General features: G+C 71.5%; 21 protein-coding genes. 17 read left to right on the plus strand and 4 right to left on the minus strand.

Annotation, left to right across the window (positions count from 1 at the left end):
• Positions 1–49 precede the first annotated feature (49 nt).
• The 9 genes from ACQP2X_RS22200 (at position 50) to ACQP2X_RS22240 (ending at position 8452) form a co-directional block, all read left to right on the plus strand.
• Positions 50–826, plus strand: coding sequence for an ABC transporter ATP-binding protein (locus tag ACQP2X_RS22200; RefSeq protein WP_498699865.1), 777 nt, complete (start codon positions 50–52; stop codon positions 824–826).
• Positions 827–1132: 306 nt separating this feature from the next.
• Positions 1133–1663, plus strand: coding sequence for an ABC transporter substrate-binding protein (locus ACQP2X_RS22205; protein ID WP_498700997.1), 531 nt, complete (start codon positions 1133–1135; stop codon positions 1661–1663).
• Between the two features lie 128 nt (positions 1664–1791).
• Positions 1792–2541 carry an ABC transporter permease gene (locus tag ACQP2X_RS22210; RefSeq protein ID WP_498699866.1) on the plus strand — a complete coding sequence of 250 codons (750 nt, stop codon included), beginning with the start codon at positions 1792–1794 and terminating at the stop codon, positions 2539–2541.
• The gene (locus ACQP2X_RS22215; protein ID WP_498699867.1) at positions 2525–3130 is read left to right on the plus strand and encodes a class I SAM-dependent methyltransferase; all 606 of its coding nucleotides are present in this window, start codon (positions 2525–2527) and stop codon (positions 3128–3130) included. Before ACQP2X_RS22210 ends, ACQP2X_RS22215 begins: the two co-directional genes overlap by 17 nt.
• A 136-nt stretch (positions 3131–3266) precedes the next feature.
• Entirely contained in the window at positions 3267–4895 is a 1629-nt protein-coding gene (locus ACQP2X_RS22220; protein ID WP_498699869.1) for an ABC transporter substrate-binding protein, read from the plus strand.
• Positions 4892–5839 carry an ABC transporter permease gene (locus ACQP2X_RS22225; RefSeq protein WP_498699870.1) on the plus strand — a complete coding sequence of 316 codons (948 nt, stop codon included), beginning with the start codon at positions 4892–4894 and terminating at the stop codon, positions 5837–5839. Before ACQP2X_RS22220 ends, ACQP2X_RS22225 begins: the two co-directional genes overlap by 4 nt.
• A gap of 122 nt (positions 5840–5961) precedes the next feature.
• Positions 5962–6756: an ABC transporter permease gene (locus ACQP2X_RS22230; RefSeq protein WP_498699872.1), complete on the plus strand. Its 795-nt coding sequence runs from the start codon at positions 5962–5964 to the stop codon at positions 6754–6756.
• On the plus strand, positions 6753–7718 hold the full coding sequence (locus tag ACQP2X_RS22235; RefSeq protein ID WP_498699873.1) for an ABC transporter ATP-binding protein: 966 nt from the start codon (positions 6753–6755) through the stop codon (positions 7716–7718). The genes ACQP2X_RS22230 and ACQP2X_RS22235 overlap by 4 nt, the downstream gene beginning before the upstream one ends.
• Complete coding sequence (locus ACQP2X_RS22240; RefSeq protein ID WP_498699875.1) at positions 7715–8452, plus strand: ATP-binding cassette domain-containing protein; 738 nt, start codon at positions 7715–7717, stop codon at positions 8450–8452. Before ACQP2X_RS22235 ends, ACQP2X_RS22240 begins: the two co-directional genes overlap by 4 nt.
• Here ACQP2X_RS22240 and ACQP2X_RS22245 read toward each other — a convergent pair.
• Positions 8449–9027, minus strand: coding sequence for a TetR/AcrR family transcriptional regulator (locus tag ACQP2X_RS22245; RefSeq protein ID WP_498699877.1), 579 nt, complete (start codon positions 9025–9027; stop codon positions 8449–8451). The two genes, ACQP2X_RS22240 and ACQP2X_RS22245, sit on opposite strands and share 4 nt — an antisense overlap.
• Positions 9028–9075: 48 nt before the next feature.
• Here ACQP2X_RS22245 and ACQP2X_RS22250 point away from each other — a divergent pair, with 48 nt between their 5' ends.
• From ACQP2X_RS22250 to ACQP2X_RS22270, 5 genes are all read left to right on the plus strand, one after another.
• Entirely contained in the window at positions 9076–9519 is a 444-nt protein-coding gene (locus tag ACQP2X_RS22250; protein WP_498699878.1) for a DUF3237 domain-containing protein, read from the plus strand.
• A gap of 1 nt (position 9520) precedes the next feature.
• Positions 9521–11140 (plus strand): CocE/NonD family hydrolase, encoded by a 1620-nt coding sequence (locus ACQP2X_RS22255; RefSeq protein ID WP_498699880.1) that lies wholly within the window; start codon positions 9521–9523, stop codon positions 11138–11140.
• Positions 11137–12534, plus strand: coding sequence for an amidase family protein (locus ACQP2X_RS22260; protein ID WP_498699881.1), 1398 nt, complete (start codon positions 11137–11139; stop codon positions 12532–12534). Before ACQP2X_RS22255 ends, ACQP2X_RS22260 begins: the two co-directional genes overlap by 4 nt.
• Positions 12535–12586: 52 nt before the next feature.
• Positions 12587–13567 (plus strand): LLM class flavin-dependent oxidoreductase, encoded by a 981-nt coding sequence (locus ACQP2X_RS22265; RefSeq protein ID WP_498699882.1) that lies wholly within the window; start codon positions 12587–12589, stop codon positions 13565–13567.
• Between the two features lie 231 nt (positions 13568–13798).
• Positions 13799–14473, plus strand: a complete 675-nt coding sequence (locus tag ACQP2X_RS22270) for a YceI family protein (protein WP_498699884.1) — start codon at positions 13799–13801, stop codon at positions 14471–14473.
• A gap of 12 nt (positions 14474–14485) precedes the next feature.
• Here ACQP2X_RS22270 and ACQP2X_RS22275 read toward each other — a convergent pair whose 3' ends face one another.
• Positions 14486–15430 (minus strand): GlxA family transcriptional regulator, encoded by a 945-nt coding sequence (locus tag ACQP2X_RS22275; protein WP_498699885.1) that lies wholly within the window; start codon positions 15428–15430, stop codon positions 14486–14488.
• A gap of 76 nt (positions 15431–15506) precedes the next feature.
• Between ACQP2X_RS22275 and ACQP2X_RS22280 the strand changes: the two genes are divergently transcribed.
• The 3 genes from ACQP2X_RS22280 to ACQP2X_RS22290 are packed head-to-tail and all read left to right on the plus strand — an operon-like array spanning position 15507 to position 17684.
• A complete protein-coding gene (locus tag ACQP2X_RS22280) occupies positions 15507–15926 on the plus strand; it encodes a hypothetical protein (protein WP_498699888.1) in 420 nt (139 codons plus the stop codon).
• Positions 15927–15976: 50 nt separating this feature from the next.
• Positions 15977–16198 (plus strand): DUF3817 domain-containing protein, encoded by a 222-nt coding sequence (locus tag ACQP2X_RS22285; RefSeq protein ID WP_498700999.1) that lies wholly within the window; start codon positions 15977–15979, stop codon positions 16196–16198.
• A gap of 25 nt (positions 16199–16223) precedes the next feature.
• Positions 16224–17684, plus strand: a complete 1461-nt coding sequence (locus ACQP2X_RS22290) for a diguanylate cyclase domain-containing protein (RefSeq protein ID WP_498699890.1) — start codon at positions 16224–16226, stop codon at positions 17682–17684.
• Between the two features lie 234 nt (positions 17685–17918).
• On the opposite strand, the gene ACQP2X_RS22295 is transcribed toward ACQP2X_RS22290, so the two are convergent.
• Entirely contained in the window at positions 17919–18299 is a 381-nt protein-coding gene (locus tag ACQP2X_RS22295) for a PPOX class F420-dependent oxidoreductase (protein ID WP_498699892.1), read from the minus strand.
• Between the two features lie 76 nt (positions 18300–18375).
• Positions 18376–20568 (minus strand): glycoside hydrolase family 3 C-terminal domain-containing protein, encoded by a 2193-nt coding sequence (locus ACQP2X_RS22300; RefSeq protein WP_498699894.1) that lies wholly within the window; start codon positions 20566–20568, stop codon positions 18376–18378.
• Positions 20569–20594: the final 26 nt, after the last annotated feature.

The raw sequence follows: 20594 nt of genomic DNA on the forward strand, positions 1-20594 counted from the left end.
GAATGCTGGGTATGCTCCCGGGCATGGACGCATCGACATATGTTCCGCTGTGAGCGCGGTTCCGCTTGAGCTCGACGGGGTCGGCAAGACGTTCACGGCCGACGGGCGGCGGAGGGCCGTGCTGGCGGGTGTGTCGCTGACGGTCGCGGCCGGTGAGGTCGTCGCGCTGCTCGGGCCGTCCGGATGCGGGAAGTCGACGCTGCTGCGGCTGGCCGGTGGGCTCGACACGCCGAGCGAGGGGTCGGTTCGGGTCGGCGGGCGGCCCGTCGACGGCATCGAGCCGCGGTGTGCGGTGGTGTTCCAGGAACCGAGGCTTCTCCCGTGGCGGACGGTCGAGAAGAACGTGGCCTACGGGCTGCCGCGCGGGGTGACCGGGGAGAAGGCACGGCGGGAGGTCGCGCACTGGCTGGAGGTCGTGGGGCTGGCGGCGTTCGCCCGGCACCGCCCCCGGCAGATCAGCGGCGGCATGGCCCAGCGGGCGGCGCTCGCGAGGGCGCTGGCCCGGCGGCCCGGGGTGCTGCTGCTGGACGAGCCGTTCGCGGCGCTCGACGCCCTCACCCGCCTGCGGATGCAGGATCTGCTGGCCGAGGTGCAGGGCGCCGCCGGGACCACGGTTCTGCTCGTCACCCACGACGTCGACGAGGCCCTGCACCTGGCCGACCGGGTGGTCCTGCTGGGGGTGCCCGAGGGCGGTGAGGCGGCTTCCGTGCGGTCGATCCGGGAGGTGCCCGGCGCCCGGCCCCGGGACCGCGGCGACGCCGGCCTGGCCGCGCTGCGGGTGGAGCTGCTGGCCGAGCTCGGCGTGCACACGCCGGTGCGTTCGTGAGAGAAGGAGATCTCAGCGAGATGCGGAAGATGCGTGCGGCGGCGGCCGCGGTGGCGGTGACGATGCTGCTGGCCGGATGTGTCGAGGGGGAGGACACGAAGGCCGGCGCGAGCCAGGGGACCACGCTGCGGCTCGACTACGCGTACTACAACCCGGCCAGCCTCGTGCTGCGGGACCAGAAGTGGCTCGAGACCGAGCTCGCGGCCAGGAACGTGACGGTCACCTGGCAGCTGTCGGCCGGCAGCAACAAGCAAGAGGATCGCGGCCACCAAGGGCACCGACCCGTACTTCTTCCTGCTCCGGTCGCTGGAGAAGGCCGGGCTGAAGCCGGGCGACGTCACAGTGGTCAACCTTCAGCACGCCGACGGCCGCACCGCGCTCGAGCGCGGCGACGTCGACGCCTGGTCCGGTCTCGACCCGATCATGGCGCAGACCCAGCTCGACCAGGGCTCCAAGCTGATCTTCCGCAACATCGACTTCAACTCGTACGGGGTTCTGAACGCGACCGAGAGCTTCCTTCAGAAACAGCCCGAACTCGCGCAGTCGGTCGTCAACGCCTACGAGCGCGCTCGCAAGTGGATCCAGGACAACCCCGGCGAGGCGGTCGCGCTCTACGCGCGGGAGGCCAAGATCTCGCCCGAGGTGGCGAAGCTGGTGCTCACCGAGCGCACGAAGCTCGACATCGACCCGGTGCCGGGCGCGGCCCAGAAGGCGGTCTTCGAGTCGATCCTGCCGGTGCTGGTGGCCGACGCCAACGTGAAGAGCGAAGCGGCGGCGCGGGAGGCGATCGACTCGCTGTTCGAGCCGAAGTTCGCCGAGTCCCGGAGCTCCTCGTGACGCTGACCCCGCCCGAAACGGACGGCCGCGCGTCGCCGGCGAACCAAGGGGAAGGCACAGCGGTACAGAAGGCCCCGGAGGCGCGGGCGGTGGGAGAGGCGGGGCCGGGCGCGCGAACGGTTCGCCGGGTGGCTGTCGGCGCCGTTGTTCCGCTTCTGCTGCTTGTGCTGTGGCAGTGGGCGGCGTCGGCCGGCGTCTACTCGGCCGCTCAGCTGCCCGCGCCGGGCGAGGTCGTGAGCGCGTTCACCGAGCTCGCCGGGCGGGGCGAGCTCGGGCACCACGTCGCCATCAGCACCCAGCGCGTCCTGATCGGCTTCGCAGTGGGTGGCGCCTTCGGGCTCGCTCTCGGTGGGCTCGTGGGTCTTTCCCGTACGGCGTCGGCCGCCCTCTCGCCGACCGTCCAGGCGATCCGGGCCGTGCCGTCCCTCGCGTGGGTGCCGTTGCTGCTGCTCTGGCTCGGCATCGGGGAGACGCCGAAGATCGTGCTGGTCGCGATCGGGGCGTTCTTCCCGGTCTACACGACCGTGTCGGCCGCGCTCGCACACATCGATCCGCATCTTGTGGAGGTCGGGAGGGCGTACGGAAGGAAGGGTCTTGGTCTGCTCGGCACTGTGCTCTTCCCGGCGGCCACCCCGGCCATCCTGAGCGGGCTGCGGCTCGGGCTGGCCCAGGGCTGGCTCTTCCTGGTCGCGGCCGAGCTGATCGCCTCGTCGATGGGCCTGGGCTTCCTGCTGATCGACAGCCAGAACACCGGGCGCACCGACATCATGCTGCTCGCCATCATCCTGCTCGCGGTGATCGGCAAGCTGTGCGACACGGTCCTCGGGCTCGTCGAGAACCGCTTGCTGCACAATTCAGGGCGTGGCACGAGCTCTTGATGACGCAGAACCCCCGCAGTCCTCGGTTTCCGTCGACCACTTCACCAACATGTACCTGGTGAAGGACGACCCGTGGGACCTGGCGACCAAATGGCATGACAAGCGCAAGTACGCGGTGACGATGGCCAGCCTGCCGCGCGAGCACTACCGGCGCTGCTACGAGCCGGGCGCCTCGATCGGGCTGCTCACGCGGATGCTGGCCGGGCGCTGCGACGAGGTGCTGGCCGTCGACTCGGTCGAGGAGGCGGTGGTGGCGGCCCGGGCGAGCCTGGCCGACCTGCCCAACGTCAGCTACGAGCGGGCCAACCTGCCGGACGGCCTGCCCGAGGGCACCTTCGATTTGATTGTCATCGGCGATCTGCTCTACTACCTGTCCGCCGAGGATCTGGAACGGCTGCTCGACGGGCTGTTCGAGCGGCTGGAGCCGGGCGGCGACATCGTCTCGGTGCACTTCAGCAACCGGGCCGACGGCGGCAACTACGACGGCTTCAACGTGCACGCGGCACTGGCCGAGCGGCCGGGACTGGAGCGGCTCGTGCACCACGACGACGAATGGTTCCTGCTGGACGCGTTCCGGCGTACCACCTGACCTTGGTTTTTCGAGGCGGGTCTTCCCTTCCGGGGAGGCCCGCTCTTTTGTGGCCAGTAGATTTTCGTAATTGACAATCTACTGTCCCGCGGAGGAGATTGAGGCGGCCGCCACACCTATGAGCAGGAGGCAAGGGATGAAACGGTGGATTCCGGCGTCGATCGCCGCGCTGTGCCTGGCCGCGGGAGGCTGCGGCGGCTCGAAGCCGGCCGGCTCCGCGGAGATCAAGCTCGTCTCGGCCACCCCACCCGCCACGGGCGACGTCGACCGGGTCACCTGGGCCCTCCCGTCCGGCGAGCCGGCCTCGCTCGACCCGGCCAAGACCGGCGACTACTCGGCCAACTCGGTGGTCACCAACCTGTGCGAGAGCCTCCTGCGTCTCGAACCCGACTACTCCACCTCACCCGGCCTGGCCACCGCGGTGACCCAGAAGGACGCCAGGACCGTCGTCATCGACCTGCGCGACGGCGTCACCTTCACCGACGGCAGCGCGATGACCGCCGACGACGTCGTGGCCAGCCTGAAACGCCACATGGATCCCAAGGTCGCCTCCTACAGCGCCCACGTCTTCGCCCACGTCGCCGCCATCGACACGACCGGGCCGTTGCAGGTCACGGTCCGCTTCCGGGCGCCCGACGCCCAGTTCATCCCCGGCCTGGCCGGCGTGCCGGGCGCGATCAGCTCGGCGAAACTCCTGTCCACGGCCGGATCTAAGTACGGCTCGCCCAGCACCGGCGTGATGTGCACCGGCCCGTTCAAGCTCGGCGGCTGGCAGTCCGGCCAGAAGATCACCCTGATCCGCAACGCGACGTACTGGGACAGCGCCCGCCGCGCCCGAGCCGCCACCTTCGACTTCGTCTTTCTCACCGACAGCAGCACACTGACCAGTGCCCTGCTGTCCGGAGAGGTCGACGGGGTGTACGGAGCCCCGGCCAGTGGGCTGGCCGCGCTGCGCAAGGCGGCCAACGGCACGCTCTTCTTCGGGCCGAGCACCGAGACGTACAGCCTGGGCGCGGTCTCGCCGACCGGGCCGGCCGCCGACCCGCGCCTGCGCAAGGCGCTCGACCTGGCCATCGACAAGAACAGCTTCGTGACCAGCGTGCTCAAGGGCGCCGGGGCGCCGCTCAAGACGTTCACCCCGCCCCTGGCCTGGCAGGGAAGCCCGGCCAAGAGCGTGTACGACGCCGGGTACGCGGCGCTGCCCGACACCGCCACGGCCTCCCTCGACGAGGCCAGGAAGCTGGTGGCCGAGGCCGCCCCGGCGGTGAAGAACCTGGTCATCGCGGTGCCGGCGGGCGATCAGTCGCTGCTGCAGACGGCCACGCTGGCCCAGGCGGCGGCCCAGCAGATCGGGCTCACCATGACGATCAAGCAGTTGCAGGCGGCGGAGTTCGCCGGGCTGTTCTACGACCCGGCGCTGCGCCAGGGCATCGACCTCATCGCGACGACCGGATATCTGGAGGTGCCGGGCGCGCTGTACTACGCGCCAGGCTTCGTCCTCAAAGAAGGCGCGTTCAACTGGACCGGTTACAGCGACCCGAAGGTGACCGCCGACATCCGGGCCGCGACGTCCGCCACCGATCCGCAGGTGACCGCGGAGCATTTCGTCGCCGCGCAGGCGGTCTTCGCCGACGCGCGGCTCCAGATCACGCTGGCCCAGTCGTACAACCGGCTCTTCCTCACCAAGCGGCTGACCGGGGCGCCGGCCTCGTTCTCCTACATCAGCTCGCCCTGGGCGGCGCTGGTCGGCAAGGCCGGCGCGTGATCGGCTTCCTGAGCCGGCGGCTGGCCGGGGTGCTCGCCACGCTGCTCGTGGCCAGCTTCGTGATCTACGGGGCGCTCCACCTGGCGCCCGGCGACCCGGCCAGCCTGCTCGCGGGTGGGCACCAGCCCAACCCGCAGGCGCTGGCCGCGATCCGTGCCGAATACCACCTCGACGAGCCGTTCCTGGAGCAGTACTGGCGGTGGTTGTCGGGCGTGCTCACCGGGCACCTGGGCGATTCGCTGGTGCTGAAGGAGCCGGTGGGCGCGCTGATCGGCGCGCGTCTGGCGACGACGGCACTGCTGGTGGCGTACGCCTCGGCGCTGATCCTGCTCTTCGGAGTCGCGACCGGGATCCTGGCCGCGGTGGCCGGCCGGGCGGCCGACGTGGCGATCACGGTGAGTACGACAGTGCTGATGGCGGCGCCGGCGTTCGTGGCCGCGATCCTGCTGATCTGGTTGTTCGCGACGAAGCTGACCTGGTTCCCGGTCTACGGCACCGGCAGCGGTCTCGCGGATCGGCTCCATCACCTGACGCTGCCGGCGGTAGCGCTCAGCGCGGGCTTCCTGGCCTACGTCAGCCGGATCACGCGGGCCGAGGTCCGGGCCGAGCTGGGCTCCGATCACGTGGAGGCGGCGCGGGCGCGCGGGCTTCGCGCATGGCCGGTGCTGCGCCGGCACGTGCTGCGCAACGCGGCGCCGCCGGTGGTGGCGGTCAGCGGCATCACCGTGGCCGGGCTCTTCGCGGGGACGGCGGTGGCCGAGCAGGCGTTCGGCGTCAGCGGGCTGGGATCGCTGCTGGTGCAGAGCGCGGCCCGGCAGGACCTGGTCGTGGTGCAGGTGATCGCGTTGCTGCTGGTGGCCGTCTTCGTCGTGGTCAACACGCTGGTCGACATCGTGAACGCCCTGCTGGACCCGCGCCTGCTGCGCGCCAAGGAGGCAGCGTGACGACGCGGCCGGACGGAGGCGCGGTGATGCGCCGAGGCGACGACGCTACGACGGGCGTGGCGCTTACGGCGCCTCTGCCGCGCGGCTCAATGCGTTTGTCGCGCTTTTCGGCGGTACGGCCGGTGGCGGCGCTCGCTCCGGTCGTCTGCGGGCTGATCGTGCTGGTGGCGGTCTTCGCTCCGCTGCTGGCGCCGCACGATCCGAACGCTGTCGATCCGCTGAACGCGTTCGCCCCGGCGTCGGCGGCGCATCCGCTCGGCACCGATGATCTCGGGCGTGATCTGCTGTCGCGGCTGATCGTGGGATCGCGCAGCAGCCTGGCCGGGCCGTTCGTGGTGGTGCTCGCGGCCGGGCTGGTGGGCACGGCACTCGCGGTGTCGGCGGCGTGGATCGGCGGCTGGTTCGACGCGGCCGTGTCGCGGTTGCTCGACATCATGTTCGCCTTCCCGGGCCTGGTGCTGGCCATCACGGTGGCCGCGATCTTCGGGCCCGGGTTCGTGGCGCCGGTCGTGGCGCTGTCGGTGGCGTACGTGCCGGTGATCGCCCGCGTCATGCGGGCGGCGGCGCTGCGCGAGCGGAACCTGCCGTACATCGAGGCGCTGCGCGTGCAGGGCTTCCCGGCCTGGCACATCTGCCTGCGTCACCTGCTGCCCAACCTGGCGCCGCTGTTGCTGGTGCAGACGGCGATCGGTTTCGGCTACGCCATGGTCGACCTGGCGTCGATCTCGTTCCTCGGCCTGGGCCTGCAACCGCCGGTCGCCGACTGGGGTCTCATGATCGCCAACGGCCAGCCGTCCATCCTGGCCGGCAGCCCGCAGCAGTCCCTGTACGCCGCGATCGCCGTCGTGATCGCGGTGGTCGCCTTCACGGCCGTCGCCGAGCGGCTCGCCCAGCGTTTCGGAGGAGGCGCCCGATGAGCGAGGCATCGCTTCTGACGATCGAGAGCCTGGAACTGACGATCGGGTCGCGGGCGATTCTCCGCGACATCAGCCTCGGCGTCGGCGCCGGGGAGGCGGTGGGCCTGGTCGGCGAGTCGGGATCGGGCAAGTCGATGACCGTCCGGTCCGTGCTGCGGCTGCTGCCTCGCGGCGCGAAGACGACCGGGACGATCCGGCTGCGGGGGCAGGACGTCGGTGCCATGGACGCGGGCGCGCTGCGGCGGATGCGGTCGCACGACGTGGCGATGGTATTCCAGGACCCGCGCGCGACGGTCAACCCGGTCCGGACCGTCGGCGACTTCCTCGGCGAGGTGCTGCGGCAGCAGGGGTACGACCGGCGGGCCGCCCTCGAAAAAGTGAGCGGGATCCTCGACGAGATCGGTGTCGACCATGTCGAACGGCGGCTGCGGCAGAGGCCGTACGAGCTGTCCGGGGGTCTTCTGCAACGTGTCGTGATCGCCGCCGCCCTGGCCACCTCGCCCGCGCTGATCCTGGCCGACGAGCCGACCACGGCGCTCGACGTCACCACCCAGGAGGAGGTGGCGGCCATCCTCACCGAGCAGCGCCGTCTTCGCGGGGCCGCCCTGCTGTTCATCTCGCACGACCTGGAACTCGCGGCCGCCGTCTGTGACCGGATCGCGGTGATGTACGCGGGCCGGATCGTCGAGATCCTGCCCGCCGCCGACCTGCACTCGGGTGCCCGTCACCCGTACACCCAAGCGCTCTTGAAGTCCCGCCCCGGCGCGGTCGAGCCCGGCACGCGGCTGGAGACCGTGCCCGGCACACCGCAATCGGCCCACGACGCGCCACCGGGGTGTGTGTTCGCCGACCGATGCCCGCGGGCCGAACCGGGCTGCCGCGACACCGTCCCGGCGCTGCTCCCGCTCGGTGGCGGTGCGGCCGCCTGCCACCTTCTGCCCGTCACGGAGGTGAGCCGATGAGCGCCCTGCTGGACGTTCGGGATCTGCGCAAGGAGTTCAAGGGCGTGGTCGCGGTGGACGGCGTGAGTTTCAGCGTCGCCGAGGGTGGATCGCTGGCCGTCGTGGGCGAGTCGGGGTCGGGCAAGAGCACCTGCGCCCGCGTCGTCACCGGCCTCGAACGGGCCACGAGCGGGACGGTGACCCTGGCCGGCGCCGTGCAGATGGTGTTCCAGGACCCGTACCAGTCGCTGGACCGCCGGCAGACCGTGGCGAGCTGCCTGAACGAGGTGCTGGCCCACCATGGGCTCGACCGCCGGGCCCGGCGTGACCGCGTCGCCGAACTGCTCGCCCTGGTCGGGCTGGGCGAGGGGCACGGCGCCGCGCTGCCCCGCGCGCTCTCCGGCGGCCAGCGGCAGCGGGTGGCGATCGCCCGGGCCCTGGCCGCCGAACCCCGGCTGCTCGTGCTCGACGAGGCCGTGGCCGCGCTCGACGTGTCGATCCAGGCCCAGATCCTCAACCTTCTCGTCGAGGCGCGGGCCGCGACCGGCGTGGCCTATCTGTTCATCACCCACGACCTGTCGGTGGTACGGCACGTCTGCGACGACGTGGTGGTGATGCGCCGCGGCCGGGTCGTCGAGTCGGGAACGGTGGCCCAGGTGCTCGACGATCCGCGGGAGGACTACACACGCCGGCTTGTCGAGTCGGTGCCCCGGGCCGGATGGGTGCCACGGCGGCGGGGGAGCCGGCCGTGTTAGGCCAGGCGCTCGAGCAGCGCGTCGGCCGCCGTGCGGACCAGACCGCCCGAGGCGACCGGCAGCTGGAGCTCGGCCATGGTCGAGTTGCCCAGGGCCAGGCACCACAGCCCGTAGGCGACGCTGCGCCGGGCGGCCGGCGCCGCATCCGGATATTCGTCGGCCAGCGCGTCCTCGATGGCCGAGACCGCCTGCAGATAGCGGGTCTGCAGCACCTCGCGGATGCTCGCGTCGGTGATGCCGGCCGTGACCAGCTCGCGGATCACCGTGTCGTCGTCGCTGGGCACGAAGCCGGTCTGGAAGAGGTAGTCCATGGCGTGCGGCAGCTTGGCCCCCGGCCCGGCCTGGGCGATCTTGCCGACGAACTCGGTCTCGTATCCGGCGTAGAGCCAGGTGGTGAACGCGCGCAGCAGGTCGTCGCGGTTGCCGACGTAGTGCCGCACGTGGCTGCGGCTCAGCCCCGACTCCTCGCTGACCCGCTCCAGGGTGGTGCCGGCCAGGCCGTACTTGCGCAGGCTGCGACCGGTGGCCCGCATGATCTGCTCGGTTCGTTCCGCGACGAGGCTCGGGCGTCCCATCCGGTCAGCCTAATTGATTGTCACGACGTACAAGGAAACGAGGACCGCATGCTCGATCCCCAGCTCAGTTTCGCGTTCGAGGCCCGGGTCGGCGTCGCCGCCACCGTGGACATCGGTGACGGCGTCCAGTTCACCCCGATCACCGGCGGCACCGTGGACGGGCCCCGGTTGACCGGCACGGTCCTCGCGGGCGGCGGCGACTGGTCGACCACTCGGGGGCCGGTGACCGCGCTCGACGCCCACTATCTGCTGCGGGCGGACGACGGCACGGTCATCGACATCCGCAACCGGGGATTCTGGCGGGCCGCGCCCGAGGTCGACGCGCGGGTCGAGGCGGGCGAGGACGTCCCGGAGACCGAGTACTACTACCGCACCAGCCCGGTCTTCCGCACCGGCGCCGGCAAGCACCGGTGGCTGGCCGAGTCGGTGTTCGTGGGGATGGCCCGCGGCGAGGGCGGCCAGGTGTGCATCCGCTTCTTCGAGGTGCTCTGACATGACGCTCGAGATCCACCGCACCGGGCCCGGGCCGCTGTCGCCGGACGCCACCCAGCACATGGTCAGGATGCGCGACGGCGTGCGGCTGGCCACCGACGTCTACCTGCCGGCCGGCGGCGGCCCGGGGCCGACCGTCCTCACCCGGCTGCCATACGACAAGACCGGCGAATACACGTTCATGCCGCAGGTGGCCGCCTACTTCACGGCCCGCGGCTACCGCATGGTGGTGCAGGACGTCCGCGGCAAGTTCCGGTCCGAGGGCGAGACCCTGCTGTTCGTCAACGAGACGTACGACGGCTACGACACCATCGACTGGGTGATCAACCAGGAGTGGTCGGACGGCGTGGTCGGCATGTGGGGCGACTCGTACTACGGCTTCACCCAGTGGGCCGCGGCCTCCTCGGGGCACCGCGCGCTGCGGGCCATGGTCCCGCGGGTCACCGGCACCCGGCTCGGGGAGCTGCCGGTGCCAGCGGCCGGGCAGCGCACGCACGACGTGGAGATGGCGGTCCACCGGTTCTATCCGCTGTCGATGTTCCACGACCGGGACATCCTCGAATGGCGGCTCGACTGGTCGCGCCGCCCGCTGGCCGAGGCGGTGGAGGAGTTCTTCGCGGCGGTCGGGAGCCGCTCGCCGTCGTACGACCTCTGGTTCCCGCATCCGGTGACCCTGCGGCGGTTCCCGGCCGGCAGCCCGTTCGACGCTCCGGCCGTGCCGGTGCTGATGACGATCGGCTGGTGGGACAACTGCGCGCCGTGGCAGTGGGCCGATCATCGCCGGATCGCCGGGAGCCCGGGCTGGCGGCACAACGAATATCTGCTCCTCGAAGCCATCGACCACGAGAACAACAGCCACTTCGGCGGCCCCGGCCCGTCCACCGGAGCCCTGGCGGCCTACCTGGACCCGGCGGTCGAGTTCTTCGACGTCTTCCTGCGGGGAGAGGAGAAAGAGATTCCCCGCGTACGGTGGCAGCTCGCCGGTTCGGGCGATCCCACCTATCGCATGAGTCCGACGTGGCCGCCGCAGGGAAGCCGGGCGACGACGCTGCACGCGAACGGTGACGGCGTATTGGGCTCGTGTGCGGGAGAGGCCGGAACCGCGACCTGGACCCACGACGCCGGCAACCCGGTGCCGTCGCCGGTCCGCGACCCGTTCGCCTTCCTGGCCGAGCATCCCGACGAGCGCGGGCTGGCCGACCGGGACGACGTTCTCGCCTTCACCGGTGAGCCGGTGGCCGAGCCGATCGATCTGGGCGGTCCGGTGAAGGTCGATGCCGTCGCCGGGTCGGACGGGCCCGAAATGGACCTCTTCGCGCGGCTGCTCGACGTGGCGCCGGACGGCAGCGCCCGGCTGATCGCGCGCGGTCAGCAGACCCTCCTCGAGCCCGGCGACGGCTTTCCGGTCGAGCTCGACCTCGGCCACACCGGATATCGCCTCGCGGCCGGTCACGCGCTCCGGCTCACCCTGGCCTCCAGCGACGCGCCCGAGTTCGTGCCCGCGCCCGGCACCGGCGAGCACCGCTGGCTCGCTTCCACCACCAAGCCCAACCACCAATGTGTACGCCTCGGCGGCCCCGACGGGGTCCGCCTGACCATCACCGTCCTGGGAGAGCCATGACCGACGCTTCTGTCTCCGCCGCTGCGATCGCCGACTCCGTGCGGGCCGGCAAGCGCGCCGCGGCCGAGGTCGTCGACGAGCACCTGAACCGGATCGCCGAGGTCAACCCCACCGTCAACGCCGTCACCGTCGTGCTCGGCGACCGTGCTCGCGCGGCCGCCGCCGCCCTGGACGAGCGGATCGCCCGCGGCGAGGATCCCGGCCCGCTGGCCGGCGTGCCGATCTCGGTCAAGGAGAACATCGACCTCACCTGGTCGGCCACCACCTCGGGCCTGCCCTTCCTGCGCGACTTCAGCCCGCCGGCCAACGCCACCTTCGTGCAGCGGCTGCTCGACGCGGGCGCGATACCGGTCGCCCGCGGGAACATGCCCGACATCGGGCTGCGCTGGGACACCGACAACGACCTGTACGGCCGCACGCTCAACCCGTGGGACCGCGCGCGGGTGCCCGGCGGCTCCAGCGGTGGCGACGCGGTCGCGGTGGCCACCGGGATGGTCGCGGCCGGGCTGGGCAACGACTACGGCGGCTCGCTGCGGCTGCCCGCGCACGCGGCCGGGATCGCCGCCCTGCGGCCCTCGGCGGGCCGGGTCCCGGCGCCGGGGCAGGCGGCCGAGCCGGTGTCCCTGTCGCTTCAGGCGTTCGCGGTCAACGGCCCTCTGGCCCGTACCGTCGCCGACCTCGACCTGCTCTTCGGCGTCATGCACGGTGCCGACGACTTCGATCCGCTGACCGTCACGGTCCCGCATCCGTCCACCTACGAGGGTCCCCGGCGTGCGGCGTTCACCGTGGATCCGTGCGGCTGGGGTGTGTCGGCCGAGGTCGCTTCGGCCGTACGCCAAGCGGCGCAAGCGTTGCGGCGAGCCGGATGGGAGATCGAGGAGGCGGAGCCTCCGAGTGTGGACCGCTGCGCCGAGTTGTGGCGGCAGCTGTCGGCGACCGAGATGCAGGCGACCGTCTTCGCTCCCGGACTGCTGCCCGGCCCGCTGTCGGCCGGCACGATGAAGTACTTCGCCGACAACGTGGCCGGGGTGGAGCTGCTCGACACCTCGGCGGCGTATCAGGCGGCGTGGGCCGAGCGGCACGTCCTGGCCGCCGCGTGGCGGCGGTTCCACTGCCGATATCCGGTGGTGATCGGCCCGGTGACCACGGCCGCGATGCCGCTCATCGGCTATGACCTGAGCGGGCCCGAGGCCGCGACCGAGCTCTGGCGGCAGCACCGGCTGCTGGTCACGGCCAACTTCCTCGGCCTGCCCGCGGTGGCCGTGCCGACCGGGGTGACCGGCGGACTGCCGCAGGGCGTCCAGGTGATCGCCCGGCTCCACCACGACCACGTGGCGCTGGCCGCCGCCCGCGCCATCGAGCGCGGGGTGACGCCCGGCACAGTGTCGAGGTAAGGACCGGGGAGTAGGTTCAAGCCTGAACCTACTTTTCGGGAGGAACCCCACCATGGCGCCAGCGCTGTCGCTGCTCGACCTCGCGCCCATCTCCGCCGGTCAGACCGCGCGGGACAGCTTCGAGGCGAGCGTGGAACTCGCGCGCGCCGCGGAGCGCAGCGGCTATCGCCGGGTGTGGTACGCCGAGCACCACAACATGCCGACGATCGCCTCGTCGGCCACCAGCGTGGTGATCGGCTACGTCGCCTCGCAGACCTCGACCATCCGGCTCGGCGCCGGCGGCATCATGCTGCCCAACCATTCGCCGCTGGTCATCGCCGAGCAGTTCGGCACCCTCGCGACGCTCTTCCCGGGCCGGATCGACCTCGGCCTGGGACGGGCGCCGGGCAGCGACCAGAACACGATGCTCGCCCTGCGCCGCGACAACAGCTCGGCCGACTCGTTCCCGGCCGACGTGCAGGAGCTCCAGGGATATCTGTCCGGCCGCTCACGGGTGCCGGGCGTGCAGGCGGTGCCGCGCGCGGACGAGGTCGTGCCGCTCTACATCCTCGGCTCGTCGCTGTTCGGGGCCAACCTGGCCGCGCAGCTGGGCCTGCCGTATGCGTTCGCCTCGCACTTCGCACCGGACGCCCTGCACACCGCGGTCGCCGTGTACCGGGAGAAGTTCCGCCCGTCCGACCAGCTCGACAAGCCGTACGTGATCGCCGGCATGAACGTCTTCGCGGCCGACGACCACGCGACCGCCGACGAGCAGAAGGCGATCGCCTACCGGGCGCGGACGCGCTCGATGCTCACCCGGGGTGCGCGCGGCGCGAACTTCACCGACGCCGAGATCGACGCCTTCCTGGCCTCACCGAACGGGGCGTCGCTGGCCGCGATGACCCGCTACACCGCCGTGGGCACGGCCGAAGAGGTCGGCGACCAGCTGACCGCCTTCGCCACCTCGGTCGGCGCGGACGAGCTGATCCTGGCCCACCACGCCTCCGAGCTGTCCGACCGCATCCACTCGATCGAGCTCACCGGAAAGCTGTAGATATCCAGCAATAGCGCAGTGGCGCTTGTCACTGTTGACTCTTTGTTTCGGTCGTTCGAACCCTGAGCTACGAACGCTGGAAAATTGTGATCCGGGCCGCTCTCAAATCGGACCAAGGCGCCCTTTCGCGACAGTGTCCCCGGCCACTGAGCTGCGCACACTCAGGTAATTCAAAAATGAACGTCCTAAGATCGGTGAGGTTACCGACGGGGCGAGGGGTGAAGCGTAGCTATGGTCGACCGACCGATCCGCGAATGGAACGGCCTGACCATTCCCGACCCGGGTGTTTATGTGCTCGACGAAGCCCATAAACGGCTCGGCTTCCTGGCCCAGCACATGATGGTCAGCCCGATCCGCGGCGAGTTCGCCCGGGGCACGGCCACCATCGTCATCGGCGAGGACCCGGCCCGCTCGTCGGTCACCGCGTCCATCGAGGCGGCCAGCATCACCACGCACAACCCCGACCGCGACACCCACCTGTCCAGCCCCGACTTCCTCGACGTCGAGAAGTATCCGACGCTGGAGTACCGCAGCACCGGTGTGCAGTGGCAGGAGACCAACGACGCGATCTTCCAGTGGGCCCGGCTGCGCAACAATCCGCTGACCCGGCGGGCCGGCGCGGCCGAGATTCCGGCCGCGGCCAGGTCGAACGGCAAGTTCGTGGTCAACGGCCTGCTGACCATCCGCGACGTGACCCGGCCGGTCGACCTCCAGGTCGAGTACGGTGGCGCCCGCCGCGACCCGTACGGCCGCGACATCTTCGGCTTCAGCGCCACCGCCCAGTTCGAGCGCGAGGACTTCGGCCTGGTCTGGAACGTGGCCCTGGAGACCGGCGGCTTCCTGGTCGGCAAGACCGTGAAGATCGAGATCGCGGGCGAGGCGTTCGCCGAATCCACCGGCGAGTGATCGCCCGCCGGCCTAACGCCGCGTGAACGCTCGCCGGTAGCTCTGCGGTGTCGTTCCGACGATCCGCTTGAAGCGGTCACGGAACGCGGTCGGCGAGCCGAACCCCACCTCGGCGCCGATCCGGTCCACCGGGCTTTCCGTCGTCTCCAGCAGGTGCTGCGCCCGGCGGATCCGCGCCCGGTGCAGCCATTGCAGCGGCGTCGTGCCGGTGTGCTCGCGGAAGCGCCGGTTCAGCGTCCGCGCGCTCATCCCGGCCTTGGCCGCGATGTCGTCCAGGGTCAGCTCGGCCGGCGCGTCCTGCTCCAGCCACAGCAGCAGCGGCTCCAGGGCCGAGCCGCGCGGGGCCGGCGGTCGTTCGGGCACGATGAACTGGGCCTGGCCGCCGTCGCGTTCCAGCGGCATCACCGACAGCCGCGCGGCGTCGGCCGCCACCGCCGAGCCGTGGTCGCGGCGCACCAGGTGCAGGCAGAGGTCGAGGCCGGCGGCGGCACCGGCCGACGTCAGGAACTGCCCCTCGTCGACGTAGAGCACGTCCGGGTCGAGCTCGACCGCGGGGAACATCGCCCGGAACGCCTCGGTGCCGGCCCAATGAGTGGTCGCCCGTCGCCCGTCCAGCAGGCCGGTCGCGGCCAGGACGAAGGCGCCGGCGCAGATGGAGGCGATCCGGGTGCCGCGGCTCGCGGCCGTCCGCAGCGCGGTCACGACATCGGGGGGTACGGGCTTCGCGGGCTCACCGACGCCCGGGACGATGACCGTGTCGGCGCTGTCCAGCGCGTCGAGACCGTACGGCGCGGCGATTGTGAACCAGCCCGCGCTCACCTGTGGCCGGGGCGCGCACACGCGTACGGCATAAGGGGTTGACCCGTCACCCAGCCGCACCCGGGCGAATACCTCGAGCGGCGTCGCGAGGTCGAACGGGATGACGTCGTCGAGCGCGAGAACCGCGACCTGGTGCATGGTTGGCGATTATCCGTTGAGCTGTGGCATTCCTGCCACTGTCACCCACTCGCCGGCGCCCATACGGTCGGTGATCGTGATAAAGCTCCTGCTCTCGCTCCACGTCCTGGCGGCCATCGTCGCCATCGGCCCGGTGACCGTGGCCGCCAGCATGTTCCCGCCGGCGCTGCGCCGCGGCGACCGCGCGCAACTGGCCACCCTGCATCGGATCTGCCGCGTCTACGCCGTACTCGGCCTGGCCGTTCCGGTCTTCGGCTTCGCCACCGCCAGTTCCCTCGGCGTCCTCGGCGACGCGTGGCTGCTGACCTCGATCGGGCTGACCGCCGTGGCCGCCGCCGTGCTCGGCTTCGTGATCCTGCCCGCCCAGGCGGCCGCGGTGGCCGGGGAGCCGGCGGTCCCGGCCCGCCTCGGCATGACCTCGGGCCTGTTCAACCTGCTGTGGGCGACCGTCGTCGTGCTGATGATCGTGCGCCCCGGCTCGACGACGGGAGCCTGACGGTGCTCCTGCGCGTCGCCGCCCGGGTCGAGCTCGGCACGCTGCTCCTGATGTTGCTCAACCTGGCCACGATCCACGCCCGCCCGGTCACCCAGCTGCTGGGCCCGCTCCACGGCTGCTCGTATCTGCTGGTCATCGGCGCTACGCTGGCCGCAACCTCCCGGGCCCGGCCCCGCCTGCTGGCCCTCATCCCGGGAGTCGGCGGTGTGCTCGCCGCCCGTTTCTCCTCAACCGCCCCGCCTCCGGACCGATCGGAACCCTTGAGCCGGTGAATGGTCACCCGCGAGGGGAGGGCACGTGCTGCGTCGCGACCCTCTGCTGCGGGCGTACCTGGGCTGGACGGCGCTCGCGTTCGTGCTGTTCCTGCTGCTCGACGGCAACACGATCGGGCAGGTGCGCGCGTTCTGGGCGTTCCAGCCGCCGCTCGACATGGCCCTGGCCATCTGCTCGTGGCGGGTCGCCCAGTTGGCGTCCGGCCCGATCCGCCGCTTCTGGCGGGTGATGGCGACGGTCGGCGTGCTGTTCACGCTCGGCGACACGTGGCAGGCGATCTCCACCTGGTTCCCGGGGGAGTGGTCGAGCACCGGCGGCACGGTGCAGACGGTGTGCTTCGGCGTCGGCCTGACCGCCGTCGTGACGGCGATGCTGCTGCACCCCCAGCCCGGCCGGTCGGGCCGCGAACGCCTGACGTTCTGGCTCGACTCGGCCACGGTGCTGGTGGCCGGCGGCGTGGTCGGCTGGTGCGTCCTGGCGGTGCCCGGCGAGTACAGCCGCCCGGACGTGCTGGCCCTGCTGGCGGCCACCGGCGTGTGCGTCACGGCGGCGTTCTCGGCCGTGAAGATGATCCTCAGCGGCAACGCCCCCATGCACAAATACGCCGCGATCCCGATGGTGGGCTCGGCGGTGGTGATGAGCGCCGGAGCGTTCCTGGCGCCGGACTCCTACATCGTCCGCTTCCTGCCGACCCTGCTCATCACGGTCGGCCCCCGCATCCAGCAGATCCTGGCCGACGCCGACCGGACGGCGTTCGGCGAGCGCCGCAAGAAGCCGTACAGCCTCTTGCCGTACGGGGCGATGGTCGTTGCCTTCGGCGCCCTGGTGTTCGCCCTGTCGGGCGGGGTGGGCGCCCGGCTGTGGGGGGTGGTGGCCGGCCTGGCCCTGATCTGCGGCCTGGTCGCGGCGCGCCAGCTGGTCGCCTTCCACGACAACGTCGAGCTCATCGATCAGCTCCGCGAACATCAGGTCCGCCTGCGCCGCCAGGCCCACTTCGACGGTTTGACCGGTTTGGCCAACCGGACCCACTTCCACGAGCAGCTGGCGCTGGCGCTCGCACCGGCCGGAGCGCTCGCGGTCCTGCTGGTCGACCTGGACGGCTTCAAGTCGGTGAACGACACCATGGGCCACGCGGCCGGCGACGCGTTGCTGCTGGGCGTGGCCGACAAGCTCCGGGCCGAGATCCGCACGGGCGACCTGGCAGCCCGCCTGGGCGGCGACGAGTTCGCCATCCTGCTGCCCGGCTGCACAGCGGCCGAGGCCGAGGCGACGGCGGCCCGCATCCTTACCGCCCTGAAGACCCCCGTCCCGATCGACGGCGTCCCGGTGACGGCCGCCGCCAGCATCGGCGTGGCCGTGGCTTCCGCCGCCTCGGACGTGACGTCCCTACTGCGCGACGCCGACCTGGCCATGTACGCGGCCAAGCGCCAGGGCAAGGGCACTTGGCAACGCCACCACAGCGACATGACCTACGCCGCCCGCTGACAGGACCTCGGCGCTAGGAGTCGTCGTAACATTCCAGCTCAGGGATCCGATGGACTTCGGGAGTCAGGCATATCTTGCGCTGACCAGCGCAGATTTCATCGGAGGGAAGCACTCGCCCTTGTGGCGGTCCTTTCGATGAGCAGCGCACACCCGCTCAGGAAGCTGCACAACGCTCGGCTGGGACACTCCAGCCGGGCGCTGCACTCAGCTGCTGGCCGAACGGGCCGTGGGGCGTCAGAAGGTGACGACGATGGCGACGGCCGGCGGGCGCTTGATGTGGAAGAGGCGGGTGAACCAGGCGCCGATGCGGGCGGTGATGTAGCGGCGGGCCAGGAGGCGGCGGGCTCGCTCGGTCTCGGACGGCGGCAGGAGGACGGCCGTGCCCTGGACGGTCTGGGCGCCGGGGGCGACCTTTCCCCGGATGTCGCAGGCGGTGACCTCCACCCGGGGGTTGTTGCGGATGCGCTTGACCTTCCAGGCGTCGGCCAGGGAGACCGTGGTCAACGTGTCGCCCTCGGACACCTGCCACACCGGTGTGGCCACCGGCGTGCCGTCCTTGCGGAAGGTGATGAGGCTGACCTGTTTGCTGGCAGCGATCTCCGCCGGGACATTCATCGTCGTGCCCTTCCGCGTGGACTCGGCCGGCCGCGCCGGCTGGGGCAATCCTAGACGTCGCCCCCGCCCGCGACGATCAGTCGTTGGCCGCGTCGGCCAGGGCCTTGATGGCGTCCGCGGTGAACGGGCTGCCGGGGAACATGCCCAGCCGGTCCAGGGGGAGCCCGCCCAGAAGCTGGAGCATGCCGGGGTCACTGGCCTGGGCGACCAGTCCACCGGCGGTGGACGCGGCGTCGGCGAACGCCTTCTGCAGGAGCTCGGCGCCCCGGGGGTCGGCGAACCACTCGGCGATGGTGGAACCGGCGGTCAGTGGCCAGCGGGAATCGGCGTCGGCCTCGATGGTGGCCAGGACCGCGCCGCGCAGGTCACGGGAGGAGGCGCCCACGGCGAAGTGGTATTCGCCGCCCTCGACGACCCAGCGGGACAGGCGCTCGTCCCAGTAGGCCAGGTCTTCCCGGGGGATCCGCAGAGTCACCGTCTCGGTGGCGCCGGCGGCGATCGGGACGTTGGCGAAGGCCTTGAGCTCGCGCGGGGCGCGGCGGACACGGGAGTGGGTGACCTCCATGTACGCCTGGACCACCTCACGGCCGTCGCGGGAGCCGGTGTTGGTGACGTCGACCGTGATCTCCACGCCGGACGCGGTGACGGTGGCCGACGGCATTCCGTATTCGAAAGTGGTGTAGGAGAGGCCGAAACCGAACGGGTACGCCACCTCCTGCTCGCGGGCGTCGAAGCCCCGGTAGCCGACATGCAGGCCCTCGCCGTATCGCACGTGGCCGGCCTCGCCCGGGAAGTCGAGGAAGGACGGGTGGTCGGCCAGCTTCAGCGGGATCGTCTCGGTGAGGCGGCCCGACGGGTTGACCCGGCCGAACAGGATGTCGGCGATGGCGCTGCCGCCGGCCTGGCCCAGCAGCCACGCCTCGACGATGGCGGGGACGGCCTCGTCCCACGGGGCCGTGCGGACCACAGCGCCGTTGGAGAGGATGACGACCGTGCGCGGGTTGGCCGCGGCGACCCGGTCGACCAGGGCGCGATGGGCCGCGGGCAGGTCGATGCCGTCGCGGTCGGAGCCCTCGGTCTCCTGCTTGGAGCCCACGAACACGAGCGCCACGTCGGCCGCCGCGGCGGCGGTGGCGGCGTCGTCGAGCAGGGCCTCGTCGACGGCGTTCTCGTCCGGGCCGTAGCCGGGGGCGAACGTGACAGCGGCCGAGGACGAGGCGGTGATCTCGGTGAGGGCGTCGTCGAGGCGGGTCGGGGTGATCTGGGAGCTGCCACCGCCCTGGAAGCGCGGGGTGCGGGCATATTCGCCCAGCACCGCGATGGACTGGCCCTCGGCGCGCAGCGGGAGCACGGCGCCGTCGTTCTTCAGCAGCACGATGCCCCGCGCGGCGATCTCGCGGGCCAGCGCGTGGTGGGCGTCGGCGTCGTACGACTCGGTGGTGTCCAGCTTCGATTTGGCGACCAGCGCGGCCACCCGGTCGGCCGACGTCTGGAGGTCGCTCGCGGCCAGGGAACCGTCCCGCACCGCGGCCACCAGGGCGGCGTCGCCGGCCTCGTCGGGGCCGGGCATGGTCAGGTCGAGGCCCGCGTGCACGGCGGCCACCCGGTCGACCACGGCGCCCCAGTCGGAGACGACCAGGCCCTCGAAGCCCCACTCGCCGCGCAGCACGTCGGTCAGCAGCCAGCGGTTCTGTGAGGCGTGCACGCCGTTGATGCGGTTGTAGGAACACATGACCGTCCACGGCTGGGACCGCGTCACCACCCGGTGGAAGGCCCGCAGGTAGATCTCGCGCAGCGTGCGCTCGTCGACGTCGGCGCTGATCGTCATGCGGTCGGTCTCCTGGCTGTTGACCGCGAAGTGCTTCAGCGACGCGCCGACGCCCCGGCTCTGCAGACCTCGCACCCACTCGGTGGCCATCACGCCACTGACCAGCGGGTCCTCGGAGAAGTATTCGAAGTTGCGGCCGCCCAGGGGAGTGCGCTTGATGTTGATGCCGGGGCCGAGCAGCACCTGCACGCCCATGGCGCGGCACTCGTCGCCCAGCGCCTCGCCCATGCGGCGCAGCAGGTCGGGATCCCAGGTCGAGCCGGAGGTGACCGCCGGCGGGAAGGCCGTGGCGGGGCGGCCGGTCAGCATGTCTTCCGCTGAGCTCTGCATCCGCACGCCGTGCGGGCCGTCGGTGAGCGTGATCTGCGGGACCCCACCGGCCGCCGTCGAGGTCCAGAAGGCGCTGCCGCTCGTGAGAGCTGCCTGGTCGGTGAGTTCCACGGGGATCCCCTTCGGGTGGCCGATTT

The organism is Actinoplanes sp. CA-131856, from assembly GCF_050956135.1.
Lineage (GTDB): Bacteria > Actinomycetota > Actinomycetes > Mycobacteriales > Micromonosporaceae > Actinoplanes.

Bases quoted from the DNA above. Each gene is read 5' to 3' on its own strand.
- ACQP2X_RS22220 (WP_498699869.1), top strand. From the start codon at position 3,267: ATGAAACGGTGGATTCCGGCGTCGATCGCCGCGCTGTGCCTGGCCGCG.
- ACQP2X_RS22235 (WP_498699873.1), top strand. From the start codon at position 6,753: ATGAGCGAGGCATCGCTTCTGACGATCGAGAGCCTGGAACTGACGATC.
- ACQP2X_RS22240 (WP_498699875.1), top strand. From the start codon at position 7,715: ATGAGCGCCCTGCTGGACGTTCGGGATCTGCGCAAGGAGTTCAAGGGC.
- ACQP2X_RS22245 (WP_498699877.1), bottom strand. From the start codon at position 9,027: ATGGGACGCCCGAGCCTCGTCGCGGAACGAACCGAGCAGATCATGCGG.
- ACQP2X_RS22250 (WP_498699878.1), top strand. From the start codon at position 9,076: ATGCTCGATCCCCAGCTCAGTTTCGCGTTCGAGGCCCGGGTCGGCGTC.
- ACQP2X_RS22255 (WP_498699880.1), top strand. From the start codon at position 9,521: ATGACGCTCGAGATCCACCGCACCGGGCCCGGGCCGCTGTCGCCGGAC.
- ACQP2X_RS22260 (WP_498699881.1), top strand. From the start codon at position 11,137: ATGACCGACGCTTCTGTCTCCGCCGCTGCGATCGCCGACTCCGTGCGG.
- ACQP2X_RS22265 (WP_498699882.1), top strand. From the start codon at position 12,587: ATGGCGCCAGCGCTGTCGCTGCTCGACCTCGCGCCCATCTCCGCCGGT.
- ACQP2X_RS22270 (WP_498699884.1), top strand. From the start codon at position 13,799: ATGGTCGACCGACCGATCCGCGAATGGAACGGCCTGACCATTCCCGAC.
- ACQP2X_RS22275 (WP_498699885.1), bottom strand. From the start codon at position 15,430: ATGCACCAGGTCGCGGTTCTCGCGCTCGACGACGTCATCCCGTTCGAC.
- ACQP2X_RS22285 (WP_498700999.1), top strand. From the start codon at position 15,977: ATGTTGCTCAACCTGGCCACGATCCACGCCCGCCCGGTCACCCAGCTG.
- ACQP2X_RS22295 (WP_498699892.1), bottom strand. From the start codon at position 18,299: ATGAATGTCCCGGCGGAGATCGCTGCCAGCAAACAGGTCAGCCTCATC.